Raw genomic sequence first — 14,221 nt, forward strand, 5'->3', positions numbered from 1 at the left:
CACCTCATTCAACGGTAACTGACTTTGCAAGATTTCTAGGTTTATCAGGGTCGTTACCCCTCAACACAGCCAAGTGATAAGCAAGTAATTGAAGCGGTACTATATACACGATAGGACTCAAAAGTTCATCTATTTTCGGCATCTTCAAAAAGATTTTGCTGACTTTTTCAAGCTCTTTGTTATCGCCCAAGCTTATTACAAGGCCTTTTCTTGCATTAACCTCTTGTATGTTGGATATCATCTTGTCAAATGTCTTTCCACTGGGAGCAATGGCAACAACAGGAACTCCTTCCTCAATAAGCGCTAGAGGACCATGCTTAAGTTCCCCAGCTGAAAGGCCCTCTGCATGAATGTAGCTTATTTCCTTAAGTTTCAAAGCTCCCTCCAGAGCTGTTGCCACGTTGATTCCCCTGCCTATGTAGAAGAAGTCTCTCTTATCTACCAGCTCTTCGGCGAGGGATTTTATCTTATTCTCATATCCAAGAACTGCCTCAATATATTTCGGAAGTTCCAAAAGTTCTCTTTCGAGCTTCTTAAGGTAGTCTTCATCAGCAGTGTGGAGTATTTTAGCCAACGCTATTGCAAGCATTGTTAGAACTGTGAGCTGAGTTGTGTACGTCTTGGTTGCCGCTACACCTATCTCTGGGCCGGCGTGGGTGTAAATTACGAGATTACTCAGCCTAGTGGCCATGCTTCCAACAACGTTGACAACGCTGAGAACTTTTGCACCCTTTCTTTTAGCTAATTTTATTGCCGCTAGCGTGTCAGCTGTCTCTCCGCTTTGTGTTATGGCAATCACGAGAGAGTCCTTATCGACTATGTCCTCAAACTCATACCTAAACTCACTCGCCTCCTCAACAAGCACAGTTTTGTTTGCCAGTCTCTGCAAGAGGTATTTCGCAACGATTCCAGCATAGTATGAAGTCCCCATAGCCACAACAAATATCTTTTCGTACTTTGCTATTTCTCTTGCTACCTGCTCTATTGTTTTCAAATTACCATAAATTGCTTCCTTTACCGCCTTCGGCTGTTCGTGGATCTCTTTAAGCATAAAGTGGGGATAACCTTGTTTTTCGGCCATTTCGAGAGTCCAATTAATCTCTTGGACTTCTTTTTTCTTTTCAGCTCCGGTCTTAAGGTCTTTCACTGTAAATGAGTTTTTACTAACCATCGCATATTCTCCGTCATCCAAAAACACGACCTTATTTGTGTAGGGCAAGAAAGCTGGAATATCTGAAGCAGCAAACATCTCTCCTTCTCCAACTCCAAGAACTAGGGGGCTCTCGTTTCTGACAAAGTACAGATGCTCCTTATCTTCGGTATACATTATTCCAAGGGCAAATGACCCCCTAAGCTTCAGCAACGCCTTGCGAAGGGCATCCTCAAAAGTTGGCGAGTCCTTCAAAAACTCTTCAAGTAGATGGGCTATTACCTCTGTATCTGTGTCGCTCTTGAATTTATGCCCCTTTTTCTCAAGCTCACTTCTAAGCTCGAGGTAATTCTCAATTATTCCATTATGAACAACCGCTATTTTTCCCGTGCAGTCGGTATGAGGATGAGCATTGATATCGTTAGGAATTCCATGGGTCGCCCACCTCGTATGACCGATACCTCTGTTGCCGGGCATTTCGTAAAGTTTGAGCTTCTCTTTAAGTTCATCAATCTTTCCGGCGCCTTTTTTTATGAAAAGCTCGCCTTCTTCCGTTACAATCCCAACTGAATCATACCCTCTGTATTCTAATCTTTTAAGACCTTCTACAAGGATTTTAGCGGCTTTTTTGTCTCCAATGTATCCTATTATACCGCACATTGTGGTGCCCCCTCTTTGTACTGTAAATCGTAATGGTCTAGCTAATTAATAAGGATTTCCATAAAACTGTTATCGCAATTGTTGCATCCTCACCCCATTTCACCTGTTTCTTTTGAGATGTTGTTCAAAACGATTTTTTTGGTTTTTAAAGTCCGCAACAGTATGCAAGCACCAGAGAAAAAGGTAACCACACAAAAGAAGTTTCCAAAAAATCTTATATATCCAATGCAACCTTAATATTTTGGGTGGGCCGATGGATAAAAAACTGGATGAATTCATAAATGGGTCAATCAAATTAAAGGACGAAAATAAAGGTAAGGCTTCCAAGAAAAAGAGACTTAAATCAACCAAATTAGACAGGTTTCTACCCGATGAACACATAAACTATTTTAAAGCCCTCCGCATTGGCTCAAAAAGAATTCAAAGGATAAAAATAGTTGAGATTCAGGACGACTAATCAAGAGGTTCCGCTATTATTGCTTTGTCTTTAAACTTGAAGAGATAGGCTCTTTTTTCTCCGCTCAGACCTTGTTCAATTCTCTTCCTAAACTTCCAGTAATCTTTGTCCGGGATTGAAATTTTTAGAGTAACCCTGCCGTATCCTTCCTTCTTTAGGAAGTCGTTTATCTTAACTGGGTGGAAACTAAGCACCTTCCTCACAATGTAGCGCCTCTTGAAGTACTCACTCTTAACTTCCTCATCACTCGTTGCAATAGTCCTACGCTTTTCTCGGAGGAGCATCCATAAGTTGCCTTTCACAGCATGGAAGAGCTCGTTTATTAGGTCTGCATAGTCCACGCTCTGCGGGATTTCATATAGATACTCCCTTACATCTTCACTCCATTCAACTATGTTCTCAAGACTCGGGTTGCTTTCAAGCCTAACTCCCTTGGGGAGCATAACTGCAGAACGCTCTGCTTTGGCCAATGGCTCAAAGTAAAAGGTTAGCCTGTTCAGTACTCCATAGAGATCTATGTACTCAAACTCCCCTTTCCATGGGACTCTTTCTCTCCTTATCTGGGGAGGAAGATCAAAGATAAAGGAATCTGTCCTATGCTTGTAAGCTTCATAAACTTCAAGCGGGCTCGGTAGGAGATCTTCGAGCCTTCTTTCAGGCATTTCTGGAGGCCTTGCCGGATCGGAGAATATTACATCAGCATCAACCTGCTCAACAACTTCTTTGCTCAAGCTGTCTCCGTGGATAAAGGTTATCTTGTCCTTAACTCCATATTTCTCCGCATTTTTCATGGCATAGAACAGCTTTCTCTCATCAATATCTATAGCATAAGCTTTTTCCGCATATTTTGCGAAGAATATGAGCTGAATTCCAACTCCACAGCTTACATCTGCTATGCTCTTTGGTTTAACCCTCTTCGCCCTGTACTCGGCAACAATCTCATGCGTGGCATACCTAAGTCCTTCTAAGTCCATCCATAGGTCAGTTCTCGAGAACTTGTCCTTTGCCCTAATCCTAGCTCTGGCTATCTCAATTATTTCATCCGCATTTTCCTTCGGGAGTCTCGCCCTTATCTTTCTCTCATCCAAACCTCGCCTTATCATCTCAACAGTTTGCTCAATAAACTCCTCCATCCTCTCACCGTTGTTCCATTTTCATTCAGTTTTTAAAGATTTATGGGAAATAATTTAAAGATGTCAGGGGAAATTTAGTGGGGGATGGCATGAACCTTAGAAAAAAGCTCTACTTTGTTGCAGTAGCTGCGATAATAATCGGAACCTTTTGGTATTCGTATGAGAAGGCTTCGAGTGCAGAGCTCTATGACTACATTGGAGATGAAGTATGGTACGTTCCAGCGGCGAGGAACGTTCTCCACAGGCTCGGAGTTGAGCTTCACTACGTAAACGATACAACAAACTCGGAGGGGGTAAACATAATTTCAAGCGGAACCACGATTAAAGGGTATGTAAAGGTTTCTGCTTTTGGGCTTGAGTTCACAAAGCCCTATACAAGAGACGTCAACCCGCAAACGCCGGCGATTCTCTCAAAACTGGGCATAAAGCTCGAGTTTATTCCTTTAAGCAAAACTCGGCCGTTAGATTTTGATGAAGCCAAGTTTAAAATCGAAAGGATAGCGAGAAAATACAACTACACCTACTACAAACCCTATTCCAATTTTGACGGAGTTTACTATGAAATTCCAAGGGAAAACATCGAGAAGTTTATAGAGGAAGTCAAAAGCATAGAGGGCGTTGAGATTGTAAAAGGGTTCCGCTATCCCGACAAAGAGAACATTCAAAACTACCTAAACACGGAACATCCATTTTTGGGGAAAGACATAATAATGCTGGGAATGCTGATAGAGGACAAACCCATCTTCTGGCGCCTGCCTGGATTGATAGAGCACGCCATAATAAACGTTCTTGTGTTCTTGGCTGCCTATAAAATCTCAAAGAGCTATCTTGCGGCGTTTATAGCGTTGATTTTCTCGGCTTTTGATCCCCTCTTATATGCCACTTCACTCGCTGCAATGCTCGATATACATGTGGCGTTCTTTACGGCGGTTTTTATGTATCTTCTGATTTCAGAGAAATACTACTCAAGCGGCCTTTCTATTGGCCTCGCAGCGGCTACAAAACTAAACGGTGCATTCCCCTATCCTGTTCTGCTTATAAAAAGCCTGAAGGATAAGATGAGAATAAAAGAGCTACTGCTCTCGGCATTCCTTTTACCATCAATTGGATTTTTGCTCCCGCAGATTATGATAATAAAGGCAATAGGGTTTTTCCCATGGCTCTCTGAGTTTATCGGAAGCTTCGGATGGCATCTCAGCTACAAAGGAGACCATCCTGCGAACTCGCCTTTCTGGGAATGGTTCATAAGTCTCAAGCCTTTCCCATTCCACTACAATCCCGACATCTTTGCAGCCACAGATCCAATTTTGATGCTCTCGATGGTTGTGTTTATATTCGCGATCCCTTACGCTGCACTGAAAAGAAGAAAGCTCCTAGTGCCGTTTGGAATATTCTGGAGCACAATAGCTTTTTACGCCCTCCAGTGGATCCTAGGTGGAAAAACCCAATTCAGCTTTTACGCGACTCCGTTAGTTCCTCCGGGCGCGGTAACTCTTGGAGTAATGGCATACGACATAATAAAATGGGAATACTTCGAAAGGTCTATTAAAATGTACTGGGAATGGATAAAGGGTATCTTAGGATGGATAAAAGAAACTGCCAAGAGAATTAAGGCTTCTTTAAGAAGTCCAAAATAGTGGGCTGACTTTTCTGTTTTTTCGTAACCTTCAACTTTTCTTCTATCTTTTTGAGGGTTTTCCAGCTTCTTCTAACTATTGGGGGAAACTCTCCGTGGACTTTGTAGTACTCTTCCAAAAACTTTCTCGTGATAGGATCACTTGGATATCCCGAACCTATTTCGCCGTAAACTTCCTTAAGCTCTTTTATCGCCCTATCGCGGGTAACCTTGGCAAGTATTGACGCAGCGGCTACTGGAATATACTTTGAGTCTGCCTTATGTTCGGCGATTATCTTTGGAGAGAAGGAAAGCTTTTCCCCTATTATATCCCCAAAGCGTTTCTCCTTGACATCCGCGGCATCTATGTAGAGCACATCAGGTTTGACTCTAAGGGAGTTTAACGCTTTGACAAAGTTTTCAATTTCGAATTCATTCATAGTCCCTTCCCTGCTGTCTATCTCCTCTGGGGAAAGCTGAAGGATGACATAATCGTCAACTATCTCTATGATATCCTCAAAAAGTTCTTCCCTTCTTTTTGGAGTTAATTTTTTTGAATCCCTAACGCCTAAGACTTCGAGCTCTGCTACGCGGGATTCATCGACAACAACTGCTGCAATTACAAGAGGCCCTATAACAGGCCCTCTGCCGGCCTCATCTATTCCTCCCAGCTTCATGTCACTACCTCCTTAAGACTAAGATGCCATAGACAGCTCCCAGCATTATAGTGGTTATTCCACTTGGCGGGATGGCTGTTAGATAAGCCAGCACTATCGAAAGTACCTGCACCGAGAGAGTTAAGCCCAAGCTTATCCCAAGAATTTTTCTCAAGTCGTTGCTGAGCATCATGGCTATTGTTCCGGGCAAAACGGCCACAACTTGCAGGGTTATCAGCCCAACGGTTCTAACTATCAAAGCACCGCTGGCTCCGACAATGACGTAAAGGAGGGCAAGATAAAACTTTGCATTGCCCGAATAGCTCTCAAGACCCTCTGCGTCAAAGATGACGTAAAGGAAGTCGCGGTAAAATGCAAGCATAAGGAAGAATATTAAAGCTCCCCCTAAAACCAAAAACATCAGGTCGTTAAGAGTTATTAGAAAAAGCTCTCCGGTTAAATAAGATACTATGCTCTGAGAGAGAGCAAAGTAAGGTCTACTCGCCATAACCTTGTACAGGACTCCAAATGCCAACACTGTGGAGCCCGCTATAAAGCTCGCTATGACCCCTATGGCAGTATCACTGCTGAATCCCCTATTTTCAAGGAGGGCTATCAAGATAACGACAAAGATAGTAACTATCAAAGCCATCCACGTAATCAAGGATAAGTTCCCAAAAATCAGCCCAAGTATCATCCCCAAGATAGCTCCAAAGAGCAGAGAGTGAAAAGTGGCGTGGGTAAGAAAGGCTAGGCCCTTCATAGTTATGAGAGGACTTAACATACCCAGCAGGACACTAACCATAATCCCACTCAAAAGGGCTCTAAGAAGGTACTCTGGGATCAAGTTCTATCCCTCCTATGGACGTGAACGTCTCCCGTAAAGCAGTACATCCTTTCTCCAACCTTAATCGCTTTGGATAAAGGCCCGTAAACTTGGGTAATTATCTCATCTCTTAAAACTTCCTCAGGAGTTCCAAAGGCTACAAGTCTCTTATTAATGAGCATTATCTTGTCTCCGATTTCCGTTAATGGATTCGGGTCGTGAGTTGTTATTATCATCGTTAACCCCATCTCACGCTTTATTTTTGCAAGAACTGAAACAACCTCCACTCTAGCACTTGGATCCAAAGCAGACAAAGGCTCATCCAAAAGAAGAAGCCGAGGTTTTGAAACGAGAGCTCTCGCCAGCAACACTCTCTGCTTCTGTCCACCGCTGAGCTCTACAAACCTTTTGTTTTTTAAATCTCCAAGACCCACGAATTCCAAAGCTTCTTCGGCTTCCTTCAATATTGGCTTTGGAATATTAAAGTGAATAAGACCCCTTTTATAGAGAGCCCCCATTGCGACTACTTCAATTGCTTTCAAAGGCACGCGTTCATTTAATGAATAACTTTGAGGAACATAGGAAATTAAATCTCTAACCTCAGTAGGAGGCTTTCCAAAAACAAGAAGCTTGCCCTTGTAAGATTTATGAAGTCCCGCAATAGTTTTGAGAAGAGTTGTCTTTCCCGCACCATTAGGCCCCAGCAAAAGGAGGGTCTCTCCGCTATCTAGCTTAAAGGTAACGTCTTCAACCGCCTTGTAGTTGTTGTAATAAATCGTCAAATTCTCAGCTACTATCAATTTCTCACCCACAATTAGGGTTACCTAAAAAATTTAAAAAGGTTGCGATTAAAGTCCGAAAGCTCCTTTAACCCCATTGATAACAAGCTGAACAGCCATTGAAGCCAATATAAGACCCATCATTCGTGTGATAAGCCTTATTCCCACTCTACCCAACCTTTGCTGCACCTTTTCTGCAGACCTAAGCACTAGGTAAACTGAAAAACTTGCCACAAAAATTGCAAGAATTACGGCCGCTTTTCCCGAATAATCGACGTTTTTCGCCATAGGTATCATTACCGCCGTTATAGAACCGAGACCGGAGATTAGAGGGATTGCTAAGGGGATTATGGCAATCTCACTCAAAGTTACGGCCTCTTCTTCCTCTTCGTGGCTTATCTTCACGGTTGATAGGTTACCGCTTAGCATTTCCATAGCCATCCTGAAGAGCAAAATCCCTCCTGCGATTGCAAAAGCATCTATTGTGGAACCAAAGAACTTGAATATCCACTCTCCTACGAGTGCAAAAGTTGTCAAGGTAATGAGGACAGCCACTGATGTTCTCTTTGCCAAGCTTATAATTCCTTCACGAGATTTGCATTGCTGGACAATAGAGAGAAACACTGGGACGGCACCAATAGGGTTCATTACTGCGAATAAAGTTCCAAACACATAAAGGAATGTTTTAAAGAACGAAATCATCTTCATTCACCAAAAATCTTCTCCAGCATCCACTTTTCATCAAACGGCATTAAATCCTCATACCCCTGGCCAACCCCAACAAAAAGTATCGGAGCGCCAATGGCATGTGCTATGCTCAATGCCGCACCGCCCCTTGCATCTGCATCGAGTTTCGTTAAGATAACGCCATCGATTTTGACAGCTTCATTGAACTGCCTCGCCTGTTCTATTATCGCATTCCCAGCAAGTGCATCCCCTACGAATATGACCAAATCTGGCTTTGTAACCCTGACTATTTTCTTCATTTCGTCCATGAGGTTTCTGTTCAGTTCGTTTCTTCCAGCAGTGTCAACCAAAACCACGTCAATGCCTCTTGCTTTTGCATGCTCTATGGCATCGTAAGCCACTGCAGCCGGGTCTGATTTGTAGCCATGTTTGATGACCTTAACACCAACCCTCTTAGCATGCTCCTCAATCTGCTCTATTGCCCCCGCTCTAAAGGTATCACTCGCAGCTATAACAACGCTTAAACCATTTTTCTTAAGCCAGTTGGCAAGTTTCGCTATTGTTGTTGTCTTTCCGCTTCCATTGAACCCTACAAAAACTATCACAAACGGCTTTTCTTTTTTTGATTTTATCATCTCAAGGAGATCTATGCGTTTTTCAGGCGTTAAAACTTCGAGAACGGCATCTCTAACGGCCTTTTCGACAATCTCCCTTTTGTTCGTACCTATTTTAACCTTTTGCCCAACGAGCTTCTGTTTTATTTTTTCTTTAAGTTCCTCCACAACCTCTAATGCCACATCTGCCTCCAAAAGCTCTAGCTCAAGATCCCAGAGTGCATTCTCGACGTCTTTTTCACTTATTTCAGTTTGGACAACTTTATCAACAAATGAGCTTAATTTCTCCTTAAGTTTTCCGAACATTCGTCCTCACCGGGGTTATGATTGCCGGACGAATTTATAAATATGAGCCTCAGCGATAGCTGGTGACATCACCCCTCAGTTCCGAAACCGTTCTTCATCGGCTATCACATCTTACACCTCTCCACTTAAGGACTTTTTGCTGGAAAGAAAATTATAAAAGCTAAACGACAGACCATAGAAAGGGAGGCAAATTGATCAGGGCTTTTGTGAATGGGAAAATATACCTATCTTTTAAACCGTTGAAAACCGCAGAAGCAATAGTGGTAGGCAATGAAAAAGTTATTTACACTGGAGATAGTGAAAAGGCTCGCAAAATCGCAGAGGAACTTGGAGGAGAAGTTGTAGACTTAAAGGGAAAAATCGTTATGCCGGGATTCATAGATTCCCATCTTCACCTAAGTTCTCTCGGGCAGTCTTTGAAAATGCTCAATCTAAAGGGAACAAAAAGCATAAAAGAGCTAAAGGAAAAGCTTAAGGAGTACGTCGGCAAAACGAATACAAGCTGGATTCTGGGCTTTGGATGGGATCAGGAGGAGCTTGGAAGGTATCCCACAAAAAAAGATTTAGACGAGGTTGTTAACGATAAACCGGTGCTCTTGTATAGGACTTGTTTCCACGTAGCCCTTTTGAACACGAAGGCTATAGAAATTGTAGGCTTAGAAGAAGGAGAAGATGCAGACCCCGAAACAGGGATAGTAAAAGAAAATGCCCTGGAAAAGGTAAGAGAGGCCATAAACGAAGCCCTAACGGTTGAAGATTACAAGCACTTTATCGAAGAAGGAGCAAAGTTCGTCCTTTCACAGGGAGTTACAAGTGTGGGATTCGTGAGCGTAAACAAGAAAAGCCTCAGAGCACTTTTAGAGCTGGACAAGGAAGGCAAGCTGCCTATTAGAGTGTTCGTATACCTAGATCCCTCCCTTCTCGAAGGGCTAAAAGATCTCAGCCTTACCAGAGGAGTTGGGAGTAAGAAAGTAAAGGTCATGGGGATAAAAGTTCTCGCCGATGGGAGCCTTGGGGCTCGGACAGCATGGCTTTCCGAACCATATGAAGACTCTCCTACTACCGGGCACCCCAACATAAGCAAAGAAGAGTTGAGAGAGATAGTTCGGGAGGCACACCAACTAGGTCTTCAGATGGCAGTCCACGCAATAGGCGATAAAACCACTGACATGATCCTAGACATTTACGAAGAGTTTAGTGCTGAAAGAAACCGCATAGAACATGCATCAATTCTAAGGGAAGACCAAATAAAAAGGATGAAAAGGCTTGGAGTTGTTGCTTCGGTTCAGCCAAGGTTTGTAATAAGCGATTGGTGGGCAGTGAAGAGGGTTGGAAAAAGGAGGGCAAAGTGGGTTTATCCCTTCAAGAGCATGCTTGAAGAGGGAATCACAATAGGTTTTGGCACGGATTCTCCAATAGAGCCGGTGAACCCGTGGGAAAGCGTCTATGCAGCGGTAACCCGGGGCAAATTTGAAGGCATTGAAACTTACGATTACACAAAAGACGAGTGCCTTTCCCTTGAAGAGAGCCTCCACAGCTATACCTACGGTTCTGCCTACATAATGCATGCTGAAGATGAACTTGGAACACTTGAAAAGGGCAAATTTGGAGACTTCATTATAGTTGATCAGGATCCGTTTGAAGTTAAAGAAGAAGAGCTAAAAGACATAAAAGTCCTTGAAGTCTATGTATCCGGTTCAAAGAATTATTAGTTCTCTTTCAGCGTTTGTAAGCCTTTTTCCTTTTTTCTCTACAACAACGTCGTCTTCTATTCTTACACCGCCCAAATTGGGGACGTAAATGCCGGGTTCGATGGTAAACGTCATGCCGTTTTCAAGAACTCTCTCGTTTGTTTGGCTTATATAAGGCTCTTCATGGATTTCCAGACCCAATCCATGTCCCGTTCTGTGGATGAAGTACTCCCCATAGCCTTTACTGGCTATGTAATTTCTTGCAGCCATGTCAACTTCTTTAGCTTTTATTCCTTCACGGACACTCTGGAAAGCCCTTTCTTGAGCTTCTTTAACGATCTCATAGATTTCCTTAAGCTTCTCGTTGGCATAGCCTATTGCCACAGTTCTTGTTATATCGGAGCAGTAACCCTTGTATCTTGCCCCAAAGTCGAGTATTACAAAGTCTCCACGCCTTATTTTCCTTTCACCGGGCGAATGATGGGGATTTGCGGCGTTTTTGCCAGAGGCAACTATTGGAGAAAAAGACACACCATCTGCTAGCTCCCTAATAAGGAACTCAATTTCCAACGCAACTTGCTTTTCGGTCTTTCCCACTAAGTCTCTGTTTATGATTTCATAAAAAACCTTATCTGCAATCTCAGCGGCCTTTTTCATCAGCCTTATTTCTTTTTCACCCTTACGCATTCGCATCTCTTTTGTAACTGCACTCAGAGGATAAAAGGTGTAACCCTCTAAAAGCTGCTCAATACGAATTAAGAAGCTTGCCCTCATTGTATCTTCAACCAAAATCCTGCCGCTTTTTAAGTTTAGGGAAGAAAGCACTCTTTCAAGAACCTCATAGGGATCCTCATCGTCCCCCCAGAACACTACGTTTTCCCATTCAACTTCATTTTCATAGAGCTTAGGGGCTATTAACACGCTCTCTCCATTTTTATTGACCACGAGAAGAAACAGCCTTTCTTCAGTTGCTTGAGGTGCCATTCCAGTTAAATAATAGAGATTGCTACCGGGAGTTATCAGTGCACCATCATACTCCTCGAGGGCTTCCAAGAACTTTTTCATTCTGTCCATGTGCAATCACCATATGAAACTTGCGGGCAAAATTTATAAGGCATTTCCCAAAAAGTTTCCTTGATGCCCCGGTGGCCCAGTCTGGATAGGGCGCGAGGCTGCGGACCTCGAGGTCCGGGGTTCAAATCCCCGCCGGGGCGCCAACAAAAATATCTTCTTACTTCCGTTGTTGTAATATAGACATCCGAAAATTTTTGCAATAGATGGTCGTAATGTACCTAATCAATGCCATTCCCTAGAGAATAAAATGACCAAAAATTTTTAAATAACACCAAGTGATTAAAATATAGAGTGCTTCTTTCGGAGAGCTTCAGAGAATTAAAAACAATATATTCTAACAGACCAAGGAGGTGAAAGAGATGATAGAAGACGCACTTATGCTCTATTTGATCAGCAATGCAAGAATCAACCAAGAAAAGAAAAAGAAACGAAAGCTCCTGCCCTTCTGATTCCTTATAGCTTCGAAAAGCTTAAATACCTCTTTTTAGTAAATTAAAGTTAGAAAAAGTGAGGAGGTGATAAAATGCCATACGTGGCAGTATTAGCAAATATCAACGGAAACTTCCCGGGACTTGTAAAAGCCCTTGGAAGAATCGAGGAGCTTAAGGAAGAAGGATACGAGATTGAAAAGTACTACATACTTGGAAACATCATTGGGCTGTTTCCCTATCCAAAGGAGGTTCTTGATGTTCTCGATGACCTAATCAAGAACAACAATGTAAAGATAATTCGTGGAGAGTTTGACCAGATAATAGCTATGAGCGACCCACATGCGGAGGGGCCAGAGTATATTGATGAACTTAACATTGAGCCCTACATAAAAGAGGCTTTAAAATACACATGGGAAAAGCTTGGCCACGAGGGAAGGGAGTTCATAAGAGACTTGCCGATATATCTTGTAGACAAAATCGGTGAAAACGACATATTTGGAGTCTATGGGAGCCCATTAAATCCATTCGAAGGTAAGGTTCTTCCAGACCAGCCCACTACGTACTATGAAGCCATTATGAGACCGGTAAAAGACTATGAACTCCTATTAGTATCATCTCCAAAACTTCCTGTAAATGCCATGACAAGGTACGGAAGGGTAGTGTGCCCAGGTAGCGTCGGATTTCCTCCCGGAAAGGAACACAAGGCAACTTTTGCCCTCATAAAGGTTGACAACCTGCACACAAAATTCGTAGAGGTTGACTACGACAAGAAGGTTATAGAGGATAAGATTAAAGCAGAAGGATTGCCAGAAGAGCTCATCAAAATCCTCTACCACGGAAAAGTTTGATGAGATTTAGCATCTTCCCTATTTCTTTTCTGAAGAGCCACAAGTATATCATGAAAGCCAGTAGCAAAAGGCTTTTTGAAATAAATACAGTGGACTGCAACAGAATAGCTGCAACAAACTGAGCGTAACAGTCAAACGCTACTTTCAGCTTTTTGTTTGCCATGTAAAATGTCCCAATCAGTATTGAGAGGTATCCCAAGAATAGCCCCAAAACCGCCCCATATTCCTTAAAGGGCTCAATTAACAGCAACCAGGCAATTAAAGAAACGCTTGCCCCCAACAGAGTTATAACAGTTCCTTCTTTCACATATTTTGTTGAATTCAATGCCACTATACTGGGGTTGTATGCTATATAAGTTTCCACCGCTATTAGAGCCAAGTAGAACTCACTGCCCAGGCGAAACCCAAAGAGAATTGACAAAATCTCCCTGCCTACGAGTAAAAGAGAGAAAACAACCAAAGCTACTAGAAGAGAGAGTGTCTTTGTAGACTCTTCGGCAAGCCATTTTACGTACTCCATATCGTCTTTCCCGTATTTGTAAGAATACAACGGCATTATCGCCGATTGGAATACCTGCGGCAAGTAGGTTAGCAAAAATGCAGCCGAAAGAGAAGCTGAGACAATGCCGGCAACTTTAGGAGAAGCCAGCTTTTCACTTAGGAAATACGGCGCCTGAACAAGAAAAACTCCCGAGATTGTCCCAAGGAACGCAAAGCTGGAGTACTTCAAGAGAAGTTTGAATACATTAAGACTAGGTTTTCCAAACAATTTCTCCTTAAAAAGATATACAAATCCAAAAATAGCTACTCCAGAAAGAAGACCAATATAAGGAAGGTAGTAATTTTCCGAAAAGAATCCCCCAATAAACAGAATAAACGCCCCTAACATTGCATAAGCGTAGATCTCACCCCGATGAAGACCATAAATAAAGCTCCGAAACGTTAGCTGGAGCGCCCTCAAAACTGCTAAAATAGCCAGATAAAAGTTAAACGGGATCAAAGCTAAGCCAATGAAAGGAAAAGAAAACCCCAATACTGTCATGGACTTTATTTTTTCTATATCTCCCTTTCCCAAGAACTCGGAGGCGTACTTCCCCAAAGCCACAGCAAAAAAACTTAACGGAACAGCCAGTAAAAATGCCTGCGATATTAATGAATTTACCTTTCCTAAAACTTCTACGCCGAATCTCCTTGAAATAACTATGCTGTAAATAAACCTGCTGAGGCCAAAAAGTGCCAAAGCCACGATACTCGCTATTGAGTGTCTTAGCATTACTTTTTTCTCGTAACTCAT

13 protein-coding genes and 1 tRNA gene are annotated in these 14,221 nt (G+C 42.6%); 5 read left to right on the forward strand and 9 right to left on the reverse strand.

Annotation, left to right across the window (positions count from 1 at the left end):
* Positions 1 to 4: 4 nt before the first annotated feature.
* The gene (gene glmS, locus NF865_RS00600; RefSeq protein WP_253304721.1) at positions 5 to 1,810 is read right to left on the reverse strand and encodes a glutamine--fructose-6-phosphate transaminase (isomerizing); all 1,806 of its coding nucleotides are present in this window, start codon (positions 1,808 to 1,810) and stop codon (positions 5 to 7) included.
* Positions 1,811 to 2,063: 253 nt separating this feature from the next.
* Between glmS and NF865_RS00605 the strand changes: the two genes are divergently transcribed.
* Entirely contained in the window at positions 2,064 to 2,267 is a 204-nt protein-coding gene (locus NF865_RS00605) for a PCNA-inhibitor (RefSeq protein ID WP_253304722.1), read from the forward strand.
* On the opposite strand, the gene NF865_RS00610 is transcribed toward NF865_RS00605, so the two are convergent.
* Entirely contained in the window at positions 2,264 to 3,400 is a 1,137-nt protein-coding gene (locus NF865_RS00610; protein ID WP_253304723.1) for a trimethylguanosine synthase, read from the reverse strand. The two genes, NF865_RS00605 and NF865_RS00610, sit on opposite strands and share 4 nt — an antisense overlap.
* 89 nt (positions 3,401 to 3,489) lie before the next feature.
* Here NF865_RS00610 and NF865_RS00615 point away from each other — a divergent pair, with 89 nt between their 5' ends.
* Positions 3,490 to 5,037, forward strand: a complete 1,548-nt coding sequence (locus tag NF865_RS00615; RefSeq protein WP_253304724.1) for a dolichyl-phosphate-mannose--protein mannosyltransferase — start codon at positions 3,490 to 3,492, stop codon at positions 5,035 to 5,037.
* Here NF865_RS00615 and rnhB read toward each other — a convergent pair.
* Genes rnhB through ftsY form a run of 5 tightly spaced genes read right to left on the reverse strand, consistent with a single transcriptional unit; the run spans position 5,009 to position 8,883 of the window.
* On the reverse strand, positions 5,009 to 5,692 hold the full coding sequence (gene rnhB, locus NF865_RS00620) for a ribonuclease HII (RefSeq protein WP_253304725.1): 684 nt from the start codon (positions 5,690 to 5,692) through the stop codon (positions 5,009 to 5,011). The two genes, NF865_RS00615 and rnhB, sit on opposite strands and share 29 nt — an antisense overlap.
* Before the next feature lie 4 nt (positions 5,693 to 5,696).
* A complete protein-coding gene (locus NF865_RS00625) occupies positions 5,697 to 6,518 on the reverse strand; it encodes a metal ABC transporter permease (RefSeq protein ID WP_253304726.1) in 822 nt (273 codons plus the stop codon).
* On the reverse strand, positions 6,515 to 7,309 hold the full coding sequence (locus NF865_RS00630; RefSeq protein ID WP_253304727.1) for a metal ABC transporter ATP-binding protein: 795 nt from the start codon (positions 7,307 to 7,309) through the stop codon (positions 6,515 to 6,517). The genes NF865_RS00625 and NF865_RS00630 overlap by 4 nt, the downstream gene beginning before the upstream one ends.
* 36 nt (positions 7,310 to 7,345) lie before the next feature.
* Positions 7,346 to 7,978 (reverse strand): MarC family protein, encoded by a 633-nt coding sequence (locus NF865_RS00635; RefSeq protein ID WP_253304728.1) that lies wholly within the window; start codon positions 7,976 to 7,978, stop codon positions 7,346 to 7,348.
* A gap of 2 nt (positions 7,979 to 7,980) precedes the next feature.
* Complete coding sequence (gene ftsY / locus NF865_RS00640) at positions 7,981 to 8,883, reverse strand: signal recognition particle-docking protein FtsY (protein WP_253304729.1); 903 nt, start codon at positions 8,881 to 8,883, stop codon at positions 7,981 to 7,983.
* A gap of 206 nt (positions 8,884 to 9,089) precedes the next feature.
* On the opposite strand from ftsY, the gene NF865_RS00645 reads away from it, so the two are divergent.
* Positions 9,090 to 10,595: an amidohydrolase gene (locus NF865_RS00645; RefSeq protein ID WP_301281857.1), complete on the forward strand. Its 1,506-nt coding sequence runs from the start codon at positions 9,090 to 9,092 to the stop codon at positions 10,593 to 10,595.
* Here the strand turns inward: NF865_RS00645 and NF865_RS00650 are convergent.
* Positions 10,581 to 11,648, reverse strand: coding sequence for an aminopeptidase P family protein (locus NF865_RS00650; RefSeq protein ID WP_253304730.1), 1,068 nt, complete (start codon positions 11,646 to 11,648; stop codon positions 10,581 to 10,583). The genes NF865_RS00645 and NF865_RS00650 overlap by 15 nt on opposite strands.
* 65 nt (positions 11,649 to 11,713) lie before the next feature.
* Between NF865_RS00650 and NF865_RS00655 the strand changes: the two genes are divergently transcribed.
* Both NF865_RS00655 and NF865_RS00660 read left to right on the forward strand, forming a co-directional pair.
* Positions 11,714 to 11,791: transfer RNA gene (locus NF865_RS00655), tRNA-Arg, on the forward strand.
* A gap of 380 nt (positions 11,792 to 12,171) precedes the next feature.
* Positions 12,172 to 12,927, forward strand: coding sequence for a metallophosphoesterase family protein (locus NF865_RS00660; protein WP_253304731.1), 756 nt, complete (start codon positions 12,172 to 12,174; stop codon positions 12,925 to 12,927).
* Here the strand turns inward: NF865_RS00660 and NF865_RS00665 are convergent.
* Positions 12,899 to 14,221: a lipopolysaccharide biosynthesis protein gene (locus NF865_RS00665; protein ID WP_253304732.1), complete on the reverse strand. Its 1,323-nt coding sequence runs from the start codon at positions 14,219 to 14,221 to the stop codon at positions 12,899 to 12,901. The two genes, NF865_RS00660 and NF865_RS00665, sit on opposite strands and share 29 nt — an antisense overlap.

It is taken from the genome of Thermococcus aggregans, assembly GCF_024022995.1.
Classification (GTDB): domain Archaea; phylum Methanobacteriota_B; class Thermococci; order Thermococcales; family Thermococcaceae; genus Thermococcus_A; species Thermococcus_A aggregans.